Here is a 23239-nt window from a genome sequence, read left to right on the forward strand (position 1 = left end):
ACGAGAAGAGGGGGGTCAGCCCGAGAGGTCGCGCAGGGCCGTGTAGAAGGCGTGGTGGCGGCCGAGCTCGCGTTCGACCGGCTCCACCACCATCTTCGCCGACACCGTCGCCACTCTGCGGCGCATCTCCCGCTCCAGACGTTCCCGCTCCCGCGAGGCCCCCAGCTCCACGAAGTTGCGCGAGGCGATGCCCGACAACGCGCCCAGCCCCAGGACGGAGGCCATCATGAGCGCCACCCACGGCAGCGCCGCGCCGTCGCCGACCAGTTGCAGGGTCGCGGGCAGTTGCGCGGGCACGGTCAGCCCGGCCACCAGCCACACCACCCCGGCCACGAACGCCACCACCAGCAGGTACTGCCAGACCTTGAGCAGCCGCCACCAGCCGGGCACCCGGTCGAGGCGCGGCGCCACCTCCGTGAGCTCCTCGGTCAGCGCCTTCGGCAGCCGGGACGCGTGCGAGCGCGCGGCCTGTTGCACCGCGGTCCGCCACACCGGGTCCATCCCGGCCGACAGCCCGTCGGTGAGCGCCTGCACGGCGTTGGCCACCTCGGCGGAGTGCGCGCTCACCGAGCCGGTCGTGATGCCCCGGATCTCGTCGCCGACGTCTTCGAGACGCAGGCTCTTCAACGGATCCGGACGGAACTTGGCGAACCACCGCGGATAGGGCCAGCCGACCCACTGGCTGGAACGCTCGGCGTAGACGTTCTCCATGGCTTCGCCGACGGCGGGGACGCCGATCGCGTCGCAGAGCGCATCGGTGAGCCCCATCCTGCGCGCCTCGTCGACCGACGACGGCACGAGCAGCGCGTCGCCGAGCGGCATGGCCTCGCCGAGCCGCTGCTCCATCCGCTGGAGGTCGGCCTCCAGCTTCTGGACGGCGGCGCGGCGGCGGCCGACGGCGGTCGCGATCACGCTCTTGAGGCTCTCGACGCCGCGCCCGGTGACGGCCGAGGTCGGTACGACGCTGGGATGCTCGACGCCTTCCCGGCGCAGCAGGTCGTTGAGGTCGATGACCAGCTCGGCCAGCTCCGCCGCGGAGAGCCTGTCGGCCTGGTTGAGCGCGAACACGGTCACCGCGTCGTGCCCGGCCAGCTCGGTCACGTAGCGCCGGTGGGTGGAGGCGTCGGCGTACTTCTGCGGGTCGAGCACCCACACCACCAGGTCGGCCAGCCCGATGAGCCGGTCGGCCTCGTTGTCGCTGAGCGCCCGGATCGAGTCGTGGTCGGGCAGGTCGAGCAGGATCAGCCCGTGGAGCTGACTGTCGCCCTTGTCGAGCGCGCTGGTACGGGAGAAGCGGTGGCGCGGCTGGATCTGCAGCCAGTCGAGCAGCGGCGCCGAGCCCTCCAGCCCCCACACGCAGGCGTGGGTACGGGCGGTCGTCGGTCGGCGTACGCCGGTGGGCGACAGCTCAAGCCCCGAAATGGCGTTGAACAGGGACGACTTGCCGCTGCCGGTGCCGCCCGCGAGGGCGACCACGGTGTGCTCGGACGACAGCTTGAGCCGGTCGCCGGCCCGCGTCAGCAGCGCGCCGGCCTCGGTGAGCAGTTTCTGGTCGAGCCGCCCGGGACCGAGCTCCACCACCTTGTTGAGCGCGGACAACCTGGGCGCGAGGCCCGCCCTCGGGGGCGTGGTCGTCGTCATCGGGCGACCTCAAGGTTGTACGTCGCCTGGTAGAGGCGGGTCGCGATGGACTCGTCCGGGATGCCCGCCGAGTCGAGAGCGTGTACGTAACGCATGGATTCCTCGTCGAACAGCATGCCGATCCTGGCTCGCAGGTCACTGAGCGCCTTGGCGCCGATGCCGCGCAGCGACTCCGCGCCGAGCAGCGCGTTGACGAGCCGGTGCGGCACGCCCGACCCGTCGCCGCCGCTGAACATGGCGACCGTGAAGATCAGGGAGAGCGCGTCGGGATCGAACGAGACGAGCTTGGACACCGAGCGCTTGGTCACGCCCTCGGTGCGTACGAGCTCGTTCAGGTGGTCCTGCCAGGACGCGATGGCGCGCCCGGCGTGCCGCAGCAGGTTGTCCGACGGGCGGTCGAGCCCGTCGGCGAGCTTGGCACCCAGCTCCGAACGGTGCCGCCAGCGCGCGACCACCTCCTCGGCGGCGCGGTTGGCCGCGGCGACGATCACCGACTCCAGCCCGGCCCGGATCGCCGCCTTGAACGCCGTCACCCGCTCGGGCGTCTGCCTGCCCGCCTTGCCGCTCTTGCCGAACTGCAACGAGCGCATGAGGTCGCCGGAGCCCGCGAAGTCCTGCCAGCGGGCCAGCACCTCGCCGTGCAGCAGCGAGCCGTTCTTGGACGCCTTGTCGATCTCGGCCAGCGCACCCAGGTAGGCGGCCTCGACGTCGCTGCGCAGCTCGGCGCGGAACGCCGCCTGGCCCTCCAGATGCCTGGCCAGCGCGGGCACGCGGGTGCGGAAGCTGTTGAGCACCCCGTTCAGGGTCTCCTGCACGGCCTGCGCCCGGCGCCCCTCGTCGACCGAGAGCTCGGCCAGCCACATGCGCAGGTCGGTGACCTCGCTGTCGGGCAGCCTGCCGTCGGTCACCGTCGCCTCGTGGATCACGAACCGGTCGATGTCGCCCAGGCCGTATTCGGTCAGCATGCGGACGAAATGCTTGAGCACGACGTCGGCCGACCGGGGCTGCACCCGCGACAACACGATGGCCAGGCGGGCGCCGCGCTCCTTGGCCAGGCGCAGGAGGCTCCAGGCGGGCGCGTCGGCGTAGCGGGCGGCGGTGGTCACGAAGATCCACAGGTCGGCGGCGTCGAGCATGCGGTGGGCGATCTCGTGGTGCTCCTCGACGACCGAGTCGATGTCGGGGGTGTCCAGCAGCGCGACGCCCTGCGGAAGCTTCTCGGTCGTCACGACGACCAGGCCGCTCGTCTCGCTGTCGGGCGAGGGCCGGTCCAGCCGTTCGAGGCCGCTGAGCAGCTCGCCCTCCGCGAACCACTTCCTGTCGTCGGGGTGGCAGGCCAGGATGGGAGTGCCGGTGGTCGGGCGGCGCACTCCGGTGCGGGAGACGTTCCGCTCGGCCAGGGAGTTGACCAGGGTGGACTTGCCCGCGCCGGTGGAGCCGGCGATCACGATCAGCGCGGGGGCCGTGTTGGTGCGCACCCTGGGCAGGACGTAGTTCTCCAGCTGGGCCAGCAGGTCGGCCCGCGCCTGCCTGGCCTCCTCGGCTCCCGGCAGGTCGAGGCTGAAGCGCAGGTCGGACACGCTTTCGCGCAACGCGCTCAGCGCCGACGTCATCGCCTCGACGACCTCGGCCGGCAACTCCTCGACCCGCGGCCCCTCCTCTGGCGCGCTTTCCGGCTCCGCTACGGCGTCGCCATCCGCGTCGGTCTCCGCGTAGGCGTCGGCGTCGGCGTTCGTGTCGGCGTCGGCGTTCGTGTCCGCGTCGGCGTTCGTGTCCGCGTCGGCGTTCGTGTCCGCGTCGGCGTCGGTGTCCGCGTCGGAGCGGTCGTCGGTTTCGACTTCGGTTGCGGCGTTCGCCTGGACGACGGCATCCGCGTCGGGGTGGATGTCCGGGGCGGTGTCGGTGTCCGCTGCGGAGTGGTCGTCGGTGTCAGCGTCGGCGTTGGCGTCGGTTTCGGCGTTCGCCCGGACGAGGGCGTCCGCGTCGGTGTCCGGGCCTGCGTCGGCGGGGTTGTCGGATTCGGCGTCGATCTGGGCGGGGGCTCCCGTGTCGGTGTCCGCCTCGGTGTTCGGGTCGGCGTCGGGGACGGTCTCGCCGCTGCTGCCTACGGCGTCGGAGCGGTCGTCGGCGGCCGCTTCGGCGTCATCGGTCTCTACGGTGGACGCGACGTCGTCGGCGTCGGCCTCGGAGTCGGGTTCCTCCTCCGCCAGGTCTCCCGGGTCGGTGGGGTAATCGGCGCCGGCGGGGACGTCGGAGGCCGGGGAGAAGGCGTCGAAGCCGGTGGTGGTGTCGGTGGCCACGGAGGTGGCGGTGTCACTGGGGTCGGCGTCGGCGTCGCCGACGGCGCGGCTGTCGTCAGCGTCCATCGCCTCGCTGGCGTCACCGTCGCCTTCCGCAGACGGCGCCGCTTCGGCTTCAGGAGCGGGGTCGTCATCGGGCCGGGGAACGTCGTCGCCCTCCGAGCCGGCATCGGCATGAGCAGAGTTCCCGGCGTCGGCGTCGGGGGCAGCGGCCGCCGCGGGCGGCGCCTGTTCGGCGTCGGAAGGCGCTTCTCCGCTGTCGGCGGCGGTGGCGTTCGGGGTCGCGGGCGTCGGCTCGGTCTCCGGGGACGGGGCGGTGTCCGGTTCCTGGACGGCTCGTTCCCAGAAGGCGGCGGGCCTCGGACGCGTCTCGTTCCCCTCACGCGGGTCGGCGGCACGGGCCGGGGTGAACAGACTCGGACGGTCGGCCGGACGGGACGGCGTGAAGAGGCTGGGCCCCGTGGACGGACCGGGCTCGTCCGTACCGGCGGAGGGCTCCTGCGAAGCAGCCGGGAGCCGCGGGGCGGTGGGCCGCCGAGGGAGGACGGGCTCGTCGGCGCGCGCCGACGGCTGGAAGAGCGATGGCCGGGCAGCGGAGGACGACGGCTCCCCCGAGGCCGACGGACCACCGGATCCCGAAGACGGCGAGCCCGCGAGAGCCGCAGACAGCGGACCGGAGGAAGCCGAAGACGGCGAGCCCGCGGCAGCCGCAGACGACGGGCCCGCAGGAGAGGCGGACGGCGGGCCTGAGGGAGCGGCGGGTGGCGAAGGCGCGGGGGGCCGGGAATCGGGCAGGTCGTCGTCCGTCACCGGGCGGAAGCTCAACGTCTGCTCCCCCAGCGACTCGTGCCGCCCGTCATCCATGGCGGTGTTCACGGCAAGCGCTCCGCTCGAACCATCTCGACCTCCTGGCCGACCCGCACGACGTCGCCGACGATGACGATCGCCGGAGGCCGTATCCCAGCCGCGGACACGCGGTCGGCCACGGTGGAAAGCGGTGCGATTACCGCCCGCTGGGTCGGAAGGGTACCGTCCTGTACCACCATTACGGGAGTCTCCGGCGCACGTCCGTCTCGAAGCAGCGCCTCGGCCACCTTCGGCAGCCGTTCGACGGCCATCATGAGCACCAGCGTGCCCTGGGATCGGGCCAGGGCGGGCCAGTCGACGGTGGAGGCCGGATGGTCGGGCGCGACGTGCACGGAGACGACGTGGAACTCCTGGCTCACCCCGCGATGCGTCACCGGCACCCCGGCCGCGGCCGGGACCGCGACGGCGCTGGTGATGCCGGGGACGACGAGCACGGGGATGCCGGCCTGGGCGCAGGCGATCATCTCCTCGCCGCCGCGCCCGAACACGAACGGGTCGCCGCCCTTGAGCCGGACGACGAACTTGCCCTGCCTGGCCCGGTCGACCAGCAGCTCGTTGATCTTCTCCTGGGACAGCGACCTGCCGTAGGGCACCTTGGCGGCGTCGATCAGCTCGACGTCGGGGGCGAGCTCGTCGAGCAGCGCCCGGGGCGCGAGCCGGTCGGCCACCACGACGTCGGCCTGGGCGAGGAGCTGCCGCCCGCGCACGGTGATCAGGCCGGGGTCGCCGGGGCCGCCGCCGACCAGGGCCACGCCGACGGGCTTGGTGCGGTTGCGGCGGGCGTCGACCGTGCCGTCGCGCAGCGCGCCGACGACCGCGTCGCGGATGCCCGCGGCCCGGCGCGGGTCGCCGCCCGCGGTGACGGCCACGCTGATCTCGTCGACCCGGCCGGTGGCCGGGGTCCAGGCGGCGGAGGCGTCGCGGTCGTCGGCGCGCACGCACCACACCCGCTTGGCCTCGGCCTCGGCGGCGACGGCGGCGTTGACGGACCTGACGTCGGTGCACGCCTGCACGAGCCAGGCGCCGTCGCAGTCGCCCACCTCGTACGGCCGCGCGTGCCAGGTGACCCGGCCCGTCGCGATCAGGTCGTCGAGGGCCGGGGTGACGGCCGGGGACACCACGGTGACCTCCGCACCGGCCTCGAGCAGCGCGGGGACGCGCCGCTGCGCGACGCGGCCGCCGCCCACGACGAGCACCCGGCGGCCGGAAAGCCGCAGGCCGAGGAGGTAGGGACCCATGGGGGGAATCTCCCGTTCGCGAAGGTTGTGTTTGGAGGTAAACCTACCGGCTCACCGTGCGTCGTTCGCTGCGCATGGCTCAACGGCCGTCAAGAAGAGGCTGCGACGGGTCCCAGCGTGGCCCGCCCTGAGCGTCTTTGCGGCGTCTGGCCATGGCCGAGAGTGCCTCAAGAATAACGCGGTTCCCGAGGAACGCGGTGATGTCGGCGTGGTCGTACGGCGGCGAGACCTCGACCACCTCCATCCCGGCCACGGGCAGTTCGTAGCAGATCCGGCGCACGGCGTCGAGGAGCTGCCTGGCCGACAGGCCGCCGGGCTCGGGCGTGCCGGTGCCGGGGGCGTGCCCGGGGTCGCAGACGTCGATGTCCACCGACAGGAAGACCTGGTCGCACTCGTCGAGCGCGATCCCGAACGACTCCGTCAGGCACTCCTCCAGCCCGCGCGTCACGATCTCGGTCATCTCGTACGAGCGCATGCGCTGCGCCGCCATCCAGTCGAGCGTCTCGGGCTCGGGCCAGTAGCCGCGCAGCCCGATCTGCAGGAACCGGTCGCCCCGGATGGCGCCGGACTCGATGAGCCGCCGCATCGGCTGGCCGTGCCCGTGCAGGTGGCCGAACTCGATGTCGCCGGTGTCGGCGTGCGCGTCGAAGTGGATCATCGAGGTGCGGCCCGGCTCGTACGCCCTGGCGGTGCCCCGCGCGTCCGGCAGCGCGACGGTGTGGTCGCCGCCGAGCACCACCGGCACCGCCCCGGAGGAGGCGATCCGGTGCACCGCGTCCTCGATGGCGGCCAGCGAGCCCTCGACGTCGCCGGAGTAGCACTCGACGTCGCCCGCGTCGAGCACCCGCAGGTCGCGCAGGGCGTCGACGCGCAGGGCCAGGCTCGGACGGGACCCGTTGTGCGGCAGATAGCAGGTCTGGCGCAGCGCCATCGGCCCGAACCTGGCGCCCGGCCGGTTGGAGGTGCCCCCGTCGAAGGGCGCACCGATGATCACCACGTCGGCTCCGGCGTAGCTGGCCGGGTCCGCGACGTCGCAGCGGTCCACGCCGAGGAACGTGATGTCAGGGCCGAACATGGGACCGTACCGGGACACTGCTCACCTCACGTGCTGTTTCGAGTGTCCCCCATCATCACACGTGCTTTTCCGTGACCCCCGCCGAGTCGAACGTCGCCACCTCGTGCATCACCCGTACGGCCGCGCACACCAGCGGGTGCGCGAGCAGGCCGCCGGTGCCCTCGCCGAGCCGCAGCTCCAGGTCCACCAGCGGGCGCAGCCCGAGATGGTCGAGGGCGGCGGCGTGGCCGGGCTCGGCCGAGCGGTGGCCGGCCACGCAGTGACCGCTGACGTGGGGGTCGAGGGCGGCGGCGACCAGGGCGGCCGAGCCGGCGATGACGCCGTCGAGGATCACCGGCACCCGGTTCGCCGCGCCGCACAGCACGAAGCCCGCGATCGCCGCGTGCTCGAAGCCTCCCACGGCGGCCAGCGCGCGCAGGGCGTCGCTCGGCCCGGTGCCGCCGGGCAGGCCGTTCACCCGCAGCGCCTCGCGGACGACCTCCACCTTGTGGTCGTAGGTCGCGTCGTCGATCCCGGTGCCCCTGCCGGTCACCTCGGCCGGGTCCTTGCCGGTGAACACCGCGATCAGCGCGGCCGAGGCGGTGGTGTTGGCGATGCCCATGTCGCCGGTGATCAGGCAGCGGGCGCCCCCGTCGATCAGCTCCTGCGCCACGGCGATGCCCGCCTCCAGCGCCCTGACGGCCTGGTCGACGCTCATGGCGGGGCCGCGCGACAGGTCGGCGGTGCCGTACGCGACCTTGCGCTTGACCAGGTCGGGGGCGTCGGGCAGGTCGGTGGCGACGCCGACGTCCACCACCGTCACGGACGCGCCCACCTGGGCGGCGAAGGCGTTGGCGACCGCGCCGCCGGCCAGGAAGTTGGCGACCATCTGCGTCGTGACCTCCTGCGGCCACGGGCTGACGCCGCGCGCGTGCACGCCGTGGTCGGCCGCGAAGATGGCCAGGGCGGCCGGCTCGGGCATGGGCGGCGGGCAGACGCCGGACGCGCCCGCCAGCCGTACGGCCACCTCCTCCAGAGCCCCGAGCGCCCCGCGCGGCTTGGTGAGCCGGTCCTGGTGGGCGCGGGCCTCGGCGAGCGCCTCGGGGTCGGCGGGACGGATGGCCGCCAGGGTCTCGGCGAGCACGGACACCTCCACTTGGTGACACTTGATGGACGAGGTGGGGCGTTGATGGACGAGGGGAGCGTCAGTGGACGAGATGGAGCGCTTCCTCGTACCGGTCGATCACGACGTCGGCCAGCGTCTCGCAGTCGCCGATCACCTCGGCGCAGCGGATGTCGAGGTCGGGGTGGCCCGCGCCGTACGCCAGGGCCTGCGCCCACACGCGCTCCAGCAGGCCGCCCGCGAACAGCAGGTACGGCACCACGATCACCCGCTTGGCGCCCAGCCGGCGGCAGCGTTCGAGCCCGCCGGGCACGCCGGGCGGCGTCACCGAGACGAACGCGGTCTCGACGGTCATGTAGTCGTAGGCGTGCGTCTCCCAGAACAGCCGCGACACCCGGTGGACCTCGGCGTTGGCGGCGGCGTCGGTCGAGCCCTCGCCGACCAGCACGACCGCCGTCTCCCCCGGCTCGACCTGGCCGGGGACGTCGTCGAGGGCCGGGGTGTCGACGGCGCGCAGCCGGGGCCGGGCGCCGACCAGCTCCAGGGGGCGCGGCCTGGCCATCTCGGCGGCGGCCTCGCCGAGCCGGTCGGCCAGCAGCGCCAGCACGCGCGGGTCGGGGCCGAGGGGGCGGCCGTAGTCGTACATGAGGGTGGGGTGGCGCTGCTGTTCGAGCGCCATCGCGGCGGGGAACTCCGCATCCACCTTGCTGAGACTGAGCGGCAGCGCGACGAGACGGTGGTGGCCGCGCGCCATCAGGGACGCCACGGAGTCGCTCAGGCGCGGCGTGGCGCGTTCCAGGTAGCCGCCGGAGACGTCGACGGCCGTGTGGTCGAGGCGGCAGCGCAGCCGGTGGACGAACCTGCCGAACTCCGCGGCGTAGGCGTCATCGTTCGAGCCCTGCCCGATCAGCAGGAGCGGCGGCTTCATTGAGGGATCTCCGGTGCGTAGACAAAGTCACGCGAGGATAACCGATACGTGCCCGTGGGGGACAGGTCACGCTGCGTGCGCGGGCCTGGCGTGCACGACGAAGACGGCATCCGCCGCGGTCAGACGGTGGGAACCGCCGGCGCCGGGCGTCAGCACGGACGCCTGGATCCGCGTGCCCTCGCCACGGTAGCCGAGCTCGCGCAGCAGCTCCAGCACGGCCACCGCCCGCTCGGCCGTGCCGAGCGCGCACACCAGCGCGCGGGGGCCGCGGGCGGCGCACGCCGCGACCACGTCGTCACCGCCCCCGCCGACGAAGACGGCGTCGGGGTCGGGCAGCGGTTCGAGCGCGGCGGGCGCCTGCCCCCTGGTCAGGGCGACCTTGACGCCGTGGGCCAGCACGTTGGCACGCAGCCGCGCGCAGGCGGACTGGTCGCGTTCGACCGCCACGACGGCCGCGCCCAGCCTGGCGCACTCGACGGCGATCCCGCCCTCGCCCGCGCCGACGTCCCAGACCAGGTCGCCGAGCCGGGGACCCAGCTTGGCCAGGACGAACGCCCGCGCCTCGGCGGGCAGCCCGCTCTCCCACGGCAGCGCCCACTCCGCCGGGCCGGGTTGCGCCCCGGCCACCCAGCCCGGCTGCCCGGGCCGGTGCAGCGGGTCGATGACGAGGACCACGTCGGGGTCCTTCCACGGCCGGGTGGTGGCCTCCCCCATGCGGCTGTGCGTGACGCGCTGTCCCGGGCCGCCCAGGTCCTCGCAGACGATCAGGGCGCGCGGCGTGGTCGGCGCCAGCTCCCTGGCGAGCTCGGCGGGGCCGACGCCGGGCGCGACGAGCAGCGCGACCTTGGGGTGGGCGCGGCAGGCGTTCACCACGCGGGCGAGCCGGCCGGGGCCGGAGGGGGCGACGACGAGGGCGTCCTCCCAGTTGAGCCCGGCGCAGGCGAAGGCGCGGCTGATCAGCGAGGTGGCCGGCAGGACGTCCGGCCGCAGGCCGTGCGCCCGTAAGGTGCGGACGACTCCGAAGAAGCCGGGATCGCCCTCGGCGACCACGACGGCCGGGCCCCGGTCCTGCCCGAGATGGCCGTCGAGGGCCTGGAGCACGTCGCCGTCGTCCGCGGCGCGTCCGTCGAGACCGAGCCGGCCGAGAATGGCGGCGGGGCCCACGACGAGCTCCGCCTCACGCAGCCTGCCCGCGGCCCCGGCCGGCAGCTCGATCCCGTCCCAGCCGACAACCGTGATCATTCAGCCTCACCGTCCTCATCCCCAGGGTGACGGTTCCGGCCGGGTTTCACCATGGGCCGGCCAGGCCAGTCCGCTGTGCCCTCAGGCCAGGTCGGACGGGACCAGGCTGTAGACGACCAGGTCCTCGCCGTCGAGCGCGGCGCGGGCCACGCCCTCGCGGGTGAAGCCGGCCTTCTCCGCCACGCGTTGCGAGGCCGGGTTCGACACCGCGGCCCGCAGTTGCAGCCGGCGGAAGCCGTGGCGCTCGAACAGCCAGCGGGCGATCGCGGTCACGGCCTCGCCCGCGTAGCCCCGGCCGCGGGCCCAGGGCGCGGTCATGTAGCCGACCTCGGCCGTACGGTTGCGCCAGTCGAGGTCCCTGAGGTCCACGTTGGCCACGAAACGGGTGGTGGTGAACTCCTCCACGGTGAACGCGATGCCCGCGCCCCTCATCCGCATCCGTTCGCAGATGCCGACGAACGCGCGGGCGTGCTCCTCGCTGTAGTCGCGGGGGACGCCGGTCCTGGCCTGGGTGAGCGGGTCGGCGCCGGTGGCGGCCAGGCCGGGCACGTCGGCGAGGACGGGCTGCCGCAGCAGCAGCCGGGGCGTGCGCAGCTCGGTCTTCGGCAGGGCGGGCGCGGGCTCGCCGGAGTCCTCGCGCAGCAGGCCGAGGACGACCAGGTCGTGCGGGCCGTCCTCCTCCAGCACGGCGGCGCGCAGCACGCCTTCCCAGGTGAAGCCGGCTTTCAGCGCGACGCGCAGGGAGGCCGGGTTGTCCAGGTTCGCGGTGAGGTCCACCCTGCGCAGGGCGGTGGTGGCGAACACCCAGGCGGTCAGGGCGCGTACGGCCTCCGTGGCGTAGCCGCGGCCCCGGTACGTCGGGTGGACGCCGTAGCCGACCTCGGTGGTGCCCGCCGTCCACGACGTCCTGAACAGGCTGATGGCGCCCACGATGCGGTCGTCGGCCTCGGTCATGGCCAGGTGCAGGCCCTGCTGCGAGCGGTACAGCTCGTGCACGCCGTGCGCGAGCCACTGGCCGACGCCGGAGGCGTGGACGGGCGCGCCCGGCGGGAGGAAGCGGTCGCCGGGATCCACCGTCTCCACCACCGACCGCACGCGGGCGGCGTCACGGGGGTCGAACGGCCGCAGCACGAGCCGTCCGGCGGCGATGCGCGCATCGGGATCGAACACGTGCGCACCCTACACACTCACGATGTTTGCCCACGAAAGCGGGGGTAGGGGCCGATTCGAGAGGAGTGAGGGAACTATGGAACGTGGGAGCGACAAGCACGGTCCGCGCCTGGACGATCAGCAGAAGCACGAGACCGAGGGCATGGTCCGCGGCGGCGGCAGCACGCACGCCGAGGAGTGGAAGGAGACCGAGTCCATGCCCGGGCCCGGCGAGGAGTCAGGGCAGTCGTACCCCCCGGGACACGAGCCCGGCACCCCCCAAGGCATCACCCAGCGCGGCGTCGACATCCGCAGCGACCTGGCCAAATGGCTCAGCGACACCCCTTGGCCCGCCTCCAAGGACGACCTGCTCCAGCACGCCGAGGACGTGGACGCCCCCGACCAGGTGGCCGACATGGTGCGATCCCTTCCCGACCGCCGTTTTGTGAACATCGCCGACGTGGCCAAGGCGCTCGGCCTCGGCATCGAAGAGCGGAGGTGGTGACCTGTGCGTCTCGACTTCATCAGGCCGCTGTACGAGCGGCGGGGCCCGTACGCGTCGGTCTATCTGGGCGCGCTCACCGAGCCGCAGCGGGAGACGCACTGGCACAGCGTGCGTGACCAGCTCGACGGGACCGACCCCGAGACCATCGACGCCCTGGAGGTGGCCGCCAACCGGCCGTCGCCCGGCCAGGCGCTGTTCGCCACGCACGGCGCGGTGGTGCTGGCCGAGCCGCTGGCGCGGGCGCCGTACGAGATGGCGACCGTGTCGCCGCTGCCGCACGTCACGCCGATGCTGAGGCAGCGCGGCGAGAACGTGCCGCACCTGCGCGTCATCGTGGACCACGCCGGGGCCGAGCTGTCGGTGTTCGGCGGCGGCGCGCCGCGCACGACCACCGTGGAGGCGGCCGACTGGCCGCTGCAGAAGACCGCCCAGGGCGGCTGGTCGCAGAAGCGGTACGAGCGGGGCGCCGAGGAGACGTGGGAGAAGAACGCGGTCGCCGTCGCCCGCGAGATCGACGAGCAGGTCCGCAGGATCGGCGCCGAGCTGATCATCGTGGCCGGCGAGCCGAAGTCACGCTCCTACCTGCTGCAACACCTCAGCACCAAGTCCGCCGACCGGGTGATGATGGTCGAGCACGGCAGCCGCTCCGACCACGGCCAGTTCGAGGCCGACGTCGAGCGCGCGCTGGACGACTGGCTCGAACGCCGCCGCGCCGAGCTGCTCGACCGCCACCGCGAGTCCTCGGGCCCGGCCGGCCTGTCCCAGGTGGCGCACGCCCTGCGCGAGGGCAGGGTGCACGCGGTGCTCATGCCCGCCCAGCTCGACCGGACCGTGTGGACCGGCGAGGGCGGCACCCAGCTCTCCACCGACCAGGGCGAGCTGCGGCGCTGGGGCGTCGAGCAGCCCGTCGAGGAGCGCGCGGACTCGGCCGTGGTCAGGGCCGCCGCCATGACGGACGCCGAACTGTGGTTCACCGACGACGTGCAGGACGTGGCGGCCGTGCTCAGGTACTGACGCCCCGCGCCGGTGCTCAGGTGCTGATGATCACTTCGAGGGTCCGGGGGCCGTGCACGCCCTCGACCCGGTTCAGCTCGATGTCGCTGGTCGCCGACGGGCCGCTGATCCAGGTGAGCGGGCGGGCCGGGTCGAGCCTGGCCACCGCCTCGGGCACGCCCGCGACGATCTGGTCGGCGCGCACGACGCACACGTGGTGGTCGGGGATCAGCGTCTGCGCCCTGGCGCCCTGGCCGGGCCCGTGGTCCAGGACGATGGTCCCGGTCTCGGCTATGGCCACCGCGCAGGCGGTGATCACTCCGTCGGCGGCGTCGAGCGTGGCCCAGCGCCGGTCGGTCCCGGCGTCCGGGCTGCTCGGGGCCGCCCAGGCGAAGCCGTCCGGGACGATCACGCGGCGGCCGGCGGCCAGCTCGGCCAGCTTGCCGGGCACGTCCGCGTCGGGCAGCACGTGCACGACGGCCCGGTAGTCGCGCACCCGCTCGGCGAACAGGCCCACCACGTCGTCCACGTCCGGGCGGGTGCGGTAGTGCCGGGCGATCTCCGTCTCGGGCGCGTCCGCGACCGCCTTCCTGACCTTGGCCAGGATCTCCTCACGCGCGCCCATCGTTCCGCTCCCACCACTCTCTGAAGGATTCTTCCGGGATGTCGGGCACGTCCCGGGTGTCGGTCCAGGCCGCCAGCGGGCCGGGCAGCCGCCGCTTGGGCACCAGCCTGCGCAGCCGGGCGGCCAGCCGCTGCGCCCTGGCCAGCCGGGCCTGGTCGTCCAGCACCCAGCCGGCGGCCTTCATGCCCGCGCGCTCGGCCGCCGCGTGCGGCGCCCTGGCCCGCAGGTCCACCAGCACCTCGGGGATGTCGATGGCCACCGGGCAGACCTCCAGGCAGGCCCCGCACAGGCTGGAGGCGAACGGCAGCGAGGCGTCCAGGTCCGAGGACATGCCCCTGAGCTGCGGGGTGAGGATGGCCCCGATCGGCCCGGGGTAGACCGAGCCGTACGCGTGGCCGCCCGCGCGTTCGTAGACCGGGCACACGTTCAGGCAGGCCGAGCAGCGGATGCAGCGCAGCGCCTGGCGGCCCACCTCGTCGGCGAGCACGTCGGTGCGGCCGTTGTCGAGCAGCACCAGGTGGAAGTCCTGGCCCTCGATGGCGCCGGTCCACGTGCTGGTGTACGGATTCATCCGCTCACCTGTGGAGCTGCGCGGAAGAAGCTGGAGGAAGACCTCCAGATCCCGCCAGGTCGGCAGGAGCTTCTCGATGCCGACGACGCTGATGAGCGTCTCGGGGAGGGTCAGGCACATGCGGCCGTTGCCCTCCGACTCCAGCACGACCAGCGTGCCGGTCTCGGCGATCATGAAGTTCGCCCCGGAGACGGCGACCTTGCTCCGGAGGAAACGTTCGCGCAGGTGGAGCCGGGCGGCCTCGGCCAGGGCGGGCGGCTCGTCGGTGAGGCCGTCGGGCACGCCGGGCATGCGGTCGAGGAAGATCTCGCGGATCTCCGAGCGGTTGCGGTGGATCGCGGGGACCAGGATGTGGCTGGGGAAGTCGTCCCCGAGCTGCACGATCAGCTCGGCCAGGTCCGTCTCGTACGCGGTGATGCCACGCCGGGCCAGCGCCTCGTTGAGCCCGATCTCCTGGGTGGCCATCGACTTGACCTTGACCACCTCGGTCTCGCCGGTGGCCGCGACCAGGTCGCCGACGATGCGGTTGGCCTCCTCGGCGTCCCTGGCCCAGTGGACGGTGCCGCCCGCCCGCCGGACGGCCTCCTCCAGCTGGAGGAGGTAGCGGTCGAGGTGGCGGAGCGTGTGATCCTTGACGGCCTTGCCGGCCGCGCGCAGCTCGGCCCAGTCGGGCAGCTCGCCGACGACGCCGGCGCGCTTGCCGCGAATGGTGTGAGTGGCTTTCCGCAGGTTGAACCGCAGTTGCGAGTCCTCAACGGCTTTCGCCGCATTTTTCGGGAAATTTCCGGGCATGCCGAGGAATGTCGCGCTCATCGGGTCTCCTCCGTGGCTGCGAGGATCTCCGCCAGGTGCATCGTCCTGACCCCCGTCTTCTGACGGCTCAGGGTGCCGCCGATGTGCATCAGGCACGAGTTGTCGGCCGCGCAGATGACCTCGGCGCCCGTGTCGAGGATGCCGCGCACCTTGTCGGCTCCCATGGCGGCCGACACCGCCGGGTTCTTGACCGCGAACGTGCCGCCGAAGCCGCAGCACTCCTCCGCGCCGGGCAGCGGCACGAGCTCCAGACCTCGGACCTTCCGCAGCAGCCGGGTGGGCCGGTCGCCCAGGTGCAGCCCGCGCAGCGAATGGCACGTCGGGTGATATGTCACCCGGTGCGGGAAATATGCCCCAACATCGTCTACTTTCAGGACGTCCAGCAGGAACTCGCTCAGCTCGTACACCTTGGGCACAACCTCGGCCACGGCCGCCGCGCCCCTGCTGCCCGGCCGCACCAGCTTCGGGTACTGCTCGCGCACCATGGCCGCGCACGACCCGGACGGCGCCACGACGGCGTCGTACCCGGCGAACACCTCGGTGAACTTCCTGGCCAGCCGCACGCCCTCCGCCCGGTAACCGGTGTTGACGTGCATCTGCCCGCAGCACGTCTGGGCGACGGGGAAGTCCACGTCGCAGCCCAGCCTGCGCAGCAGCGACACGACGGCCTTGCCGGTGCCCGGAAAGAGCGTGTCGTTCACGCACGTGATGAACAGGGCGACTCGCACGACTCTCCCAACGAATGGTCCGACCACTGTATGGTCAGACCATACCTAACCACACAGTTCCGGGCCAGCACCGGGGAGGCATCGGTGAAACGCACACGGGCGTTCGAGGACGTGCTCGCCCAGATCGAACGACGCATCGCCGAGGACGGCCTGACCGTGGGCGACCGGCTGCCCGGCGAACGCCAGCTCGCCGAGCAACTGGGCGTCGGCCGCTCGTCCGTGCGGGAGGCGCTGCGCGTCCTGGAGACCCTGGGCGTGGTGTCCTCGCAGGTGGGACGGGGGCCGGACGCGGGAGCCGTACTGACCTCGCGGCCCGACACGGCGCTCACCGACCTGCTCCGGCTCAACCTCGGCCTGGCCACCCTGGAGCAGCGCGAGGTCGTGGACGCCCGGCTGATGATCGAACGCTGGTCGGCCGCGCACGCGGCGGCGACCGGCTCCCCGGCGGCCGGCGTCGCGGAGCTGGCCGCCGCGATCGAGGGCATGGACCGGGCGGCCACGGCCGAGGAGTTCGTGGAGCACGACACCGCCTTCCACTGCGCGATCGCGGACGCCTCGGGCAACCGGCTCATCGCCGCCATCATGCGCTCACTCCGGGACGCGATGCGCAGGAACGCCATCGAAGCGGTCGAACGCCTCGGCGACCCGTCCGTGCTGCGCGCCGACCACGAGCGCATCCGCGCGGCCATCGCGGCGGGCGACCCGGAGGAGGCCCAGCGGGCGGTGACCGATCACCTGGCGCACGCCTACCCCGCCCTGTTCCCCGGTCACTGACGCGCGTCGGCCTCCCGGCACCCCGCCCCCGAGCAGGCCCGCATCGCCTGGAGCCGGGCGTCGAGGCCGGCCAGCAGCGCCGGCTCGGCGGTGGCCGCGAGGTTGTCGAGCTGGTACGGGTCGGCGGCCAGGTCGTAGAGCTGCCGCTCCCCCGTGTCGTACCTGACGTAGGTGTAACGCTCGGTGCGCAGCGCCTGGTAGGAGGGCACCGGGGTCTGGGCCGCCGACGACCGGTTGACCGGCCTGTTGAACTCGACCAGCACGTTCTTGCGCCACTGGGCGGGCGGGCTGCCGCGCAGCAGCGGCACCAGCGAGCGCCCCTCGCTGAACGCCGGCACGGCGGCCCCGCCCAGCTCGGCGATCGTCGGCGCGATGTCGACGGTCGCGCCGAGCTGCCCGATCGTGGCCCCCGCCCGGATCCCCGGCCCGCGCACCACGAACGGCACCTTGATCGCCTCCTCGAACGGCGTCGTCTTGCCCTGGGGAAGCCGATGTGTGCCGAGATGGAAGCCGTTGTCGGAGGTGAAGATGATGTAGGTGTTGTCGAGCTTGCCGGACGCCTGCAGCGCCTCGATCACCGACCGGACCAGGTCGTCCACGCCCAGCATCGACCGCAGCCGCCTGCGGTGGCGCTCGTCGACCCGGTCGATGTCCTCCTGCGTCAGCGAGGGCAGGGAGCGCAGCCACAGCGGCTCCTTGCTCACGTCGGCCTGGTTGAACGACGGTGTGCGCGGCGCGGTGACCTCGGGGAGGTCGGCGACGTGCCGGACCGCCGGGTTGGCCGGGTTGTGCGGGCCGATGGGCGTCAGGTAGAGGAAGAACGGCTCGTCGGCGCCGGTGATGAAGTCGCGGGCCTTGTCGGCCAGCACGTCGGACAGGTAGTCCTCCTCCGACCAGCCGTAGTCGTACAGGTCGCCGTTCTCGTTGAGGCGGTAGCCGTACTCCTCGTAGAGCTTGCGGACCGGGACGTCCCATTCGTCCCAGCCGGGCGGCACGTAGGCGGCGTCGGCGGTGGCGCCGGGATAGTGGTTGAGGAACTTGCCCATCAGCGCGGTGCGGTAGCCGGCCTGCTGCATCCAGGTGCCGATCGTGGAACGTTCCAGATCGAGGGAGTGGAAGCGGTCGAACCCCCCTTCGGGGGCGGTGTTGGTCAGGACGCCATGGCTGTGGACGTACTGGGAGCGCAGGATCGACGTGCGCGAGGGGCAGCACCAGGAGTTCGTCACGAAGAACCGGCTGAAGGAGGTGCCCTTCGCCACCAGCTCCGAGTTGATGGCCGGGAAGTAGGGCAGCGTGCCGCTCTCCAGGTCGTCGGCCATCACGAACACGATGTTCGGCCGCGAGGCGCTCACGGCCATCGTCGGCTCGGCCGCCGGCGACAGCAGGAGCAGCAGGCAGAAGAGACGGCAGAGACTCTTGAGCACAATGTCTGATCTCCCCGGCTGATCACGCATTGACACTGCGGCCTCGGTAATGGAACTTTATTCCGGAGGTGCGTATGAAGCTCGGCCTGAACCTCGGCTACTGGCAGCGCGACGCCGACGACGCCACGGAGACCGTCCTCGCCGCCGAACGCCTCGGCTACGACTCGGTGTGGACCGCCGAGGCGTACGGCAGCGACGTGTTCACCCCGCTGGCCTGGTACGGGGCGCGTACGAGCCGGATCAAGCTGGGCACGTCGGTGGCGCAGATCTCGGCCCGCCCGCCGGTCACGACCGCGATGACCGCGATGACGCTCGACCATCTGACCGGCGGCCGGCTGCTGCTCGGCATCGGCGCCTCCGGCCCGCAGGTCGTGGAGGGCTGGTACGGGCAGCCGTTCGCCAGGCCCCTGGCCAGGACCCGCGAGTACGTCGAGATCATGCGCCGCGTGTGGCGCCGCGAGGAGCCCGTGACCAGCGACGGCGCCCACTACCCGCTGCCCCTGGCGGGCGGCCTGGGCAAGCCGCTCAAGCTCATCACCCACCCGCTGCGCCACGACATCCCCGTCTACCTCGGCGCGGAGGGCCCGAAGAACGTCGCCCTGGCCGCCGAGGTCGCGCAGGGCTGGCTGCCGCTGTTCGCCTTCCCCGGCAAGATCGAGGAGATGTACGGCGACGCGCTGGCGGGCCGCGACCCCGGCTTCGAGATCGCCGCCATGGTGATGGTCGTCATCTCCGACGACGTCAGGGCCGCCCTCGACGGCGTCAAGATGATGCTCACGCTCTACATCGGCGGCATGGGCGCCAAGCAGCGCAACTTCCACGCCGACATCATCGGCCGCATGGGCTTCGCCGCGGCGGCCGAGCACATCCAGGCGCTCTACCTGGCCGGCCGCAAGGACGAGGCGTTCCGGGCGATCCCCGACGAGCTGGCCGACGGCATCTCGCTCGTCGGCCCGCCCGGCCGGATCAGGGAACGGCTCGAACTGTGGCACAAGAGCCCGGTCACCAGCCTGCTGGTGATGGGACCGCGCGACGAGCAGTCGCTGCGCACGGTCCGCGACCTCGTGCTCGGCTGATCCGCGCCGGATTGACCGCCCGGCCGGGCGGTCAGTCCGGGCGGGGCGCCGGGTCCTCGGTCACCGAGCGCAGCAGCGGCCGGCTCAGCGCGCCCGCGCCGATCACGCCCGCGAAGCCGGCGCCCACGCAGACCAGCAGCGTGACCACGCCGCTCGTGCTCACTCCACCGATCATGAACGGCATCGCGCAGAACGCGCCCACCAGGATCGCGCCGCCGCCCATCATGGCCATCGGGATCAGCGTCTCGGCCCGCCGGGCCCGGTCCAGGACCTCCAGGGGCGTGCCCGCCAGCCGCAGCAGCGCGTACGTCTGCCGCCGGTCCAGCACCGACGAGGCCGCGGTGATGCCCGCGCTGGCGATCGCCACCAGGAACGACACCGACAGCACCACGATCGTGCCCACCCGCACGTCGGCCAGGATCTGCAGGCCGAAGCGCTGGTCGTCGGCCTTCGTCGTCGGGGTGCGCCCCGGCACGAGGTCGCTCAGCGCGGTGCGCGCCCGGTCCACCACGACGTCGTCGGCGCCGCTGCCGAGCGCCGCGACCACGGTGTGCTTGACGGTCTTCACCGTGGCCGTGATGCCCGCCCGCGCGAGCCGGTCGCGGGCCTGGTCGGCCACCTTCGCCGTCTCCCCCACCGGCGCCACGACGCTGAGCTGGGCGGGCCCGGCGTCCCCGCCGAACGCGCCCGGGCTGAGCAGGCCGAGGAACCCGGCCACGAAGCCGGTCAGGGCCACGCCGCTGACGGTCCGCCAGGCCGAGCGCGGATCGTCCACCAGCCTGCGGGCCGCCAGCAGCCGCGCGGGCCGGCGCGCGGTCCCGGCCGCCACCTTGCCGATGAGGCCGACCACCCACGGCCCGGCCAGGTTCAGGCACAGGAACGCCAGCCCGAGCGCCACGGCCACGATCGCCACGCTGGTCCCCCTGGTGAGCAGCGGGAACACGGCCAGCACCGCGAGCAGCGCGAGCACGCGGACGAACCGCATGCCGGGCGGCGTCTCCCGCTTGGCCACGCCGAGCGGGCTGACCACGACCCGGCGCAGCCCGACCACTGCCGACAGCCCCACCAGCAGCGGCACCGCGACCAGCACGCCGGCCAGGATCAGCAGGTTCGGGAACAGGTCGGCGACGAACCAGGTACCGCCCTGGATCGGGATGCGCGCCAGCAGCGGCACGGCCGCCCCGAACACGACGGCCCCGGCCAGGGCCCCGGCGAAGGCGACCAGCACGGCCTCGGCCACCGTCATGCCGACCACCTGGCCCGGCGTCGCGCCGATCAGCCTGAGCGCGGCCAGCCGCTGGTCGCGCCGGGCGACGGTGAGCCTGGCCGCCGCGCCGCCGAACACCAGCAGCGGCACCACCATGAGCACGCTGGCGATCAGCGCCAGCACCTGGTACGCCTGGGCGTCCTCGCTGGGCATGCCCGCCAGGGTCGCGACCTTGACCGGCGGCTTGCCGAGGATCCAGTCGTCGCTGCGCTCGGCGGTCATCGCGGGCGCGTCCGGCGCGTGGCCGACCACCGCGACCAGCTCCTCGGGCTGGACCAGCGCCTCGTCGCCGAGCACGCCCTTGGGCGCCGGGTAGCGCTTGGCCAGCCGGTCGGCGGGCAACTCGGCGGCCAGCTCGGACAGGGCGGGCGACAGCCACACCTCGCCGGGGGCCGGGAAGCGCGGCATGCCGGGCGGGGCGGGCGCCCCCGGCTTGAGCGCGGCCAGGTCGACGACGGTGATCGTCTTGCCGTCCACGTAGTCGAAGCGGGAGGCCTCGACGGCCACCGCGTCCTTCTGGGCCGCCGCCACGGGGTTGCGCCAGGCGCTGCGGTCGGCCCTGGCGCCGAAGGCGACGTTCGCGGCGACGGCGAACAGCAGCAGCGCCGTGGCCACCGCGACCGCGCCGAAGGTGAGCCAGGTGCCCAGCATGCCCCTGCGGCCGCCGCCCTTGAGCAGCCGCCAGGTCAGGTCGAGGTTCACGCGGTCACCCCGTGGGCGAGCAGGCGGCCGTCGCGGACCTCGACCGTGCGGTCGCACCAGGCGGCCACGTTGGGGTCGTGCGTGACGACGATCAGGCAGGCCCCGTTGTGCCTGGTCGCCTCGGTGAGCAGGCGCATGGTGTCCTGGCCGGTCTGCTGGTCGAGCGCGCCGGTCGGCTCGTCGGCGAAGACCACGGCGGGCTTGCTCACCAGCGCCCTGGCGATGGCCACGCGCTGGGCCTGGCCGCCGGACAGCTCGCCGGGCCGCCGGGTCTCCATCTGGTGCAGGCCGAGCAGCGGGAACCACTCGCGGGCCTGCCGTACGGCTTGGGCGCGCGGCACGCCGCCCAGCATGAGCGGGAGCGCCACGTTCTCCTCGGCGGGCAGCTCCGGCAGGAGCTGGCCGAACTGGAAGACGAAGCCGAAGCGGGTGCGGCGCAGGGCGCTGCGCTGGCGCTCCCCCATGGCGTCGATGCGCTGGCCCAGCAGGTGGACCTCGCCGTCGTCCGGCTTCATGATCCCGGCCAGGCAGTGGAGGAGGGTCGACTTGCCGGAACCGCTCGGGCCCATGATGGCCACGGCCTCTCCCGCCCGTACCGTGATGTCCACGCCGCCCAGGGCGACCGTCTGCCCGAACCGCTTGGCCAGGGCTCGTCCAACAAGCACGTCGTTCATGGCCCCAACCCTTCCGCGGCGGGGGGTGGCGGCGGATCGGCCGTGCGTCCATTTCGGCCTCGGCCGAACGGCTGATCCTTAGAGTTGAGCCGTGACTATTCGGGTTCTCATCGCCGACGACCAGCAGCTGGTGCGCACCGGCTTCCAAATGATCTTGGACGCTCAACCGGACATGGAGGTCGTGGCCGCCGTGGCCGACGGCGCCGAGGCCGTGGCCGAGGCCAGGCGGCTGCGGCCGGACGTGTGCCTGCTCGACATCAGGATGCCCAAGCTCGACGGGCTGGAGGTGACCCGCGTGCTGGCCGGGCCGGGCGTGGAGAACCCGATGCGGGTGGTCATCGTCACCACCTTCGACCTCGACGAGTACGTCTACGGCGCGCTGCGCGCCGGGGCCACCGGCTTCCTGCTCAAGGACAGCGGCCCCACGCTGCTCATCGAGGCGGTCAGGGCCGCCGCCGGAGGCGACGCGCTGGTGTCGCCGTCGGTCACCGTACGGCTGCTGCAGCACCTGACCCAGCCCAGGCGGGCGGCCGAGCCGCCGAACGGCCCGCTGACCGACCGCGAGCTCGACGTCGTGCGCCTGGTGGCCAGGGGACGCACCAACCAGGAGGTGGCCGCCGAGCTGTTCGTGTCGCTGTCGACGGTGAAGACGCACCTGGGCAGCATCCAGGCGAAACTCGGTGTCCGCAATCGGGTGGGAATCGCGGCTTGGGCGTGGGAATCCGGCGTGGTGAGCTGATTAACAGCGGTGCTCACGGGATACAAGTGAGTCAGAACCTCAGCGCATGGCCCGGGGGGAGAACATCGTGCGCTACGCCCAGGCACCGCCAACCAAAGCTGCTTCCGCCGTATATGTGACGCTTGCCGCGCAGGTCCTCTCCCTGGGCGCCCTCGTGGTCTTCGAGCGGTCCCGCGGCCGTCATCTCGCCGTCCAGCTCGCCGCGTTCGGCGGCCGTCCCCACGGGGCGCAGGCGGAGGCGGTCGTGGGGGCGGTGACGACGTTCGCGGTGCTGATGATGCTGGTCGCGGGCACCTCCGTCGCCGCCGGGGCCGCCTACGTGACCTGGCTGGTGCGCGCCCGTCAGGTGAAGGACCGTGCCAGCCCCACCGGGCCGGTCGCGGCCGCGTGGCTGATCCCCGTCGTCAACCTGGTCGCGCCCGCGTTGCTGGTCGACGACATCTGGCGGCGGGCCAAGCCGCCGTCCGGGCGGCGCGGGCGGTGGCTGGCGCTGCTGACGGCGTGGTGGCTGAGCTGGCTGGGCATGCTGACGCTGGTCACGGTCCGCCTCCCGCTGGAGTCCGCCTCCGACGGGCTGACCGGGGTGGGGTTGCTGGAGCTGGGCGGCGCGGTGGTGGCGGCCCTGCTGTGCGCCGCCACCGTCCGCGAGGTCACCCGCGTCCAGCGGCTCGACGTGGCCGGACGGCTGCGCGAGGCGGTCGCCGAGTCCGCGCCCGGCCCCGAGGTCGTGACCCGGCTCACCACCCGGCCCGCCCAGGGCTCGGCCCCGTTCGGCCACACCGGCTGACGACCGCCGGCCGGGTACG

20 protein-coding genes are annotated in these 23239 nt (G+C 73.2%); 6 read left to right on the forward strand and 14 right to left on the reverse strand.

Features of this window, described 5'->3' with window-relative positions:
* Nucleotides 1-15 precede the first annotated feature (15 nt).
* From AB0C33_RS33900 to AB0C33_RS33935, 8 genes are all read right to left on the reverse strand, one after another.
* Nucleotides 16-1641 (reverse strand): YfjP family GTPase, encoded by a 1626-nt coding sequence (locus AB0C33_RS33900; protein WP_358294787.1) that lies wholly within the window; start codon nt 1639-1641, stop codon nt 16-18.
* Nucleotides 1638-4007 carry a dynamin family protein gene (locus AB0C33_RS33905; RefSeq protein ID WP_358294789.1) on the reverse strand — a complete coding sequence of 790 codons (2370 nt, stop codon included), beginning with the start codon at nt 4005-4007 and terminating at the stop codon, nt 1638-1640. The genes AB0C33_RS33900 and AB0C33_RS33905 overlap by 4 nt, the downstream gene beginning before the upstream one ends.
* Nucleotides 4008-4813: 806 nt before the next feature.
* A complete protein-coding gene (cobA, locus tag AB0C33_RS33910) occupies nt 4814-6046 on the reverse strand; it encodes a uroporphyrinogen-III C-methyltransferase (protein WP_358294791.1) in 1233 nt (410 codons plus the stop codon).
* 79 nt (nt 6047-6125) lie between these two features.
* Nucleotides 6126-7121 carry an agmatinase gene (gene speB / locus AB0C33_RS33915; RefSeq protein WP_358294793.1) on the reverse strand — a complete coding sequence of 332 codons (996 nt, stop codon included), beginning with the start codon at nt 7119-7121 and terminating at the stop codon, nt 6126-6128.
* A gap of 55 nt (nt 7122-7176) precedes the next feature.
* Nucleotides 7177-8250: a nicotinate-nucleotide--dimethylbenzimidazole phosphoribosyltransferase gene (gene cobT / locus AB0C33_RS33920; protein WP_358295070.1), complete on the reverse strand. Its 1074-nt coding sequence runs from the start codon at nt 8248-8250 to the stop codon at nt 7177-7179.
* A gap of 55 nt (nt 8251-8305) precedes the next feature.
* Complete coding sequence (locus tag AB0C33_RS33925; protein WP_358294795.1) at nt 8306-9151, reverse strand: sirohydrochlorin chelatase; 846 nt, start codon at nt 9149-9151, stop codon at nt 8306-8308.
* Nucleotides 9152-9217: 66 nt separating this feature from the next.
* A complete protein-coding gene (locus tag AB0C33_RS33930) occupies nt 9218-10393 on the reverse strand; it encodes an SAM-dependent methyltransferase (protein WP_358294796.1) in 1176 nt (391 codons plus the stop codon).
* 81 nt (nt 10394-10474) lie between these two features.
* Nucleotides 10475-11563, reverse strand: coding sequence for a GNAT family N-acetyltransferase (locus tag AB0C33_RS33935; protein ID WP_358294798.1), 1089 nt, complete (start codon nt 11561-11563; stop codon nt 10475-10477).
* Between the two features lie 76 nt (nt 11564-11639).
* Here AB0C33_RS33935 and AB0C33_RS33940 point away from each other — a divergent pair, with 76 nt between their 5' ends.
* Both AB0C33_RS33940 and AB0C33_RS33945 read left to right on the forward strand, forming a co-directional pair.
* Complete coding sequence (locus AB0C33_RS33940; protein ID WP_358294801.1) at nt 11640-12047, forward strand: DUF2795 domain-containing protein; 408 nt, start codon at nt 11640-11642, stop codon at nt 12045-12047.
* Nucleotides 12048-12050: 3 nt separating this feature from the next.
* Nucleotides 12051-13061, forward strand: coding sequence for a Vms1/Ankzf1 family peptidyl-tRNA hydrolase (locus AB0C33_RS33945; protein WP_352360607.1), 1011 nt, complete (start codon nt 12051-12053; stop codon nt 13059-13061).
* 16 nt (nt 13062-13077) lie between these two features.
* Here the strand turns inward: AB0C33_RS33945 and AB0C33_RS33950 are convergent, their stop codons facing one another.
* Genes AB0C33_RS33950 through AB0C33_RS33960 form a run of 3 tightly spaced genes read right to left on the reverse strand, consistent with a single transcriptional unit; the run spans nt 13078 to nt 15777 of the window.
* Entirely contained in the window at nt 13078-13665 is a 588-nt protein-coding gene (locus AB0C33_RS33950; protein WP_358294804.1) for a lactate utilization protein C, read from the reverse strand.
* Nucleotides 13652-15049, reverse strand: a complete 1398-nt coding sequence (locus AB0C33_RS33955) for a lactate utilization protein B (RefSeq protein WP_358294806.1) — start codon at nt 15047-15049, stop codon at nt 13652-13654. The genes AB0C33_RS33950 and AB0C33_RS33955 overlap by 14 nt, the downstream gene beginning before the upstream one ends.
* Nucleotides 15046-15777 (reverse strand): (Fe-S)-binding protein, encoded by a 732-nt coding sequence (locus AB0C33_RS33960; protein ID WP_352322455.1) that lies wholly within the window; start codon nt 15775-15777, stop codon nt 15046-15048. The genes AB0C33_RS33955 and AB0C33_RS33960 overlap by 4 nt, the downstream gene beginning before the upstream one ends.
* Before the next feature lie 84 nt (nt 15778-15861).
* Between AB0C33_RS33960 and AB0C33_RS33965 the strand changes: the two genes are divergently transcribed.
* Complete coding sequence (locus tag AB0C33_RS33965) at nt 15862-16551, forward strand: FadR/GntR family transcriptional regulator (protein ID WP_358294808.1); 690 nt, start codon at nt 15862-15864, stop codon at nt 16549-16551.
* On the opposite strand, the gene AB0C33_RS33970 is transcribed toward AB0C33_RS33965, so the two are convergent.
* Nucleotides 16545-17975 carry a sulfatase gene (locus AB0C33_RS33970; RefSeq protein WP_358294810.1) on the reverse strand — a complete coding sequence of 477 codons (1431 nt, stop codon included), beginning with the start codon at nt 17973-17975 and terminating at the stop codon, nt 16545-16547. The genes AB0C33_RS33965 and AB0C33_RS33970 overlap by 7 nt on opposite strands.
* Nucleotides 17976-18049: 74 nt before the next feature.
* Between AB0C33_RS33970 and AB0C33_RS33975 the strand changes: the two genes are divergently transcribed.
* Nucleotides 18050-19051 (forward strand): LLM class F420-dependent oxidoreductase, encoded by a 1002-nt coding sequence (locus tag AB0C33_RS33975; protein WP_358294812.1) that lies wholly within the window; start codon nt 18050-18052, stop codon nt 19049-19051.
* Between the two features lie 31 nt (nt 19052-19082).
* Here AB0C33_RS33975 and AB0C33_RS33980 read toward each other — a convergent pair whose 3' ends face one another.
* The gene (locus AB0C33_RS33980) at nt 19083-21020 is read right to left on the reverse strand and encodes an ABC transporter permease (protein ID WP_358294814.1); all 1938 of its coding nucleotides are present in this window, start codon (nt 21018-21020) and stop codon (nt 19083-19085) included.
* Entirely contained in the window at nt 21017-21694 is a 678-nt protein-coding gene (locus AB0C33_RS33985) for an ABC transporter ATP-binding protein (RefSeq protein WP_352323488.1), read from the reverse strand. The genes AB0C33_RS33980 and AB0C33_RS33985 overlap by 4 nt, the downstream gene beginning before the upstream one ends.
* A 91-nt stretch (nt 21695-21785) precedes the next feature.
* Between AB0C33_RS33985 and AB0C33_RS33990 the strand changes: the two genes are divergently transcribed.
* Both AB0C33_RS33990 and AB0C33_RS33995 read left to right on the forward strand, forming a co-directional pair.
* Nucleotides 21786-22433: a response regulator transcription factor gene (locus tag AB0C33_RS33990; RefSeq protein WP_352323489.1), complete on the forward strand. Its 648-nt coding sequence runs from the start codon at nt 21786-21788 to the stop codon at nt 22431-22433.
* Nucleotides 22434-22548: 115 nt separating this feature from the next.
* Nucleotides 22549-23220, forward strand: a complete 672-nt coding sequence (locus tag AB0C33_RS33995) for a DUF4328 domain-containing protein (RefSeq protein ID WP_358294816.1) — start codon at nt 22549-22551, stop codon at nt 23218-23220.
* The last annotated feature ends 19 nt before the right edge of the window (nt 23221-23239 follow it).

It is taken from the genome of Nonomuraea sp. NPDC048881, assembly GCF_040649795.1.
Classification (GTDB): Bacteria; Actinomycetota; Actinomycetes; order Streptosporangiales; family Streptosporangiaceae; genus Nonomuraea.

Bases quoted from the DNA above. Each gene is read 5' to 3' on its own strand.
- speB (WP_358294793.1), bottom strand. From the start codon at position 7,121: ATGTTCGGCCCTGACATCACGTTCCTCGGCGTGGACCGCTGCGACGTC.
- AB0C33_RS33940 (WP_358294801.1), top strand. From the start codon at position 11,640: ATGGAACGTGGGAGCGACAAGCACGGTCCGCGCCTGGACGATCAGCAG.
- AB0C33_RS33905 (WP_358294789.1), bottom strand. From the start codon at position 4,007: ATGGACGCTGACGACAGCCGCGCCGTCGGCGACGCCGACGCCGACCCC.
- AB0C33_RS33975 (WP_358294812.1), top strand. From the start codon at position 18,050: ATGAAGCTCGGCCTGAACCTCGGCTACTGGCAGCGCGACGCCGACGAC.
- AB0C33_RS33925 (WP_358294795.1), bottom strand. From the start codon at position 9,151: ATGAAGCCGCCGCTCCTGCTGATCGGGCAGGGCTCGAACGATGACGCC.
- AB0C33_RS33955 (WP_358294806.1), bottom strand. From the start codon at position 15,049: ATGAGCGCGACATTCCTCGGCATGCCCGGAAATTTCCCGAAAAATGCG.
- cobA (WP_358294791.1), bottom strand. From the start codon at position 6,046: ATGGGTCCCTACCTCCTCGGCCTGCGGCTTTCCGGCCGCCGGGTGCTC.
- AB0C33_RS33900 (WP_358294787.1), bottom strand. From the start codon at position 1,641: ATGACGACGACCACGCCCCCGAGGGCGGGCCTCGCGCCCAGGTTGTCC.
- AB0C33_RS33950 (WP_358294804.1), bottom strand. From the start codon at position 13,665: ATGGGCGCGCGTGAGGAGATCCTGGCCAAGGTCAGGAAGGCGGTCGCG.
- AB0C33_RS33930 (WP_358294796.1), bottom strand. From the start codon at position 10,393: ATGATCACGGTTGTCGGCTGGGACGGGATCGAGCTGCCGGCCGGGGCC.
- AB0C33_RS33985 (WP_352323488.1), bottom strand. From the start codon at position 21,694: ATGAACGACGTGCTTGTTGGACGAGCCCTGGCCAAGCGGTTCGGGCAG.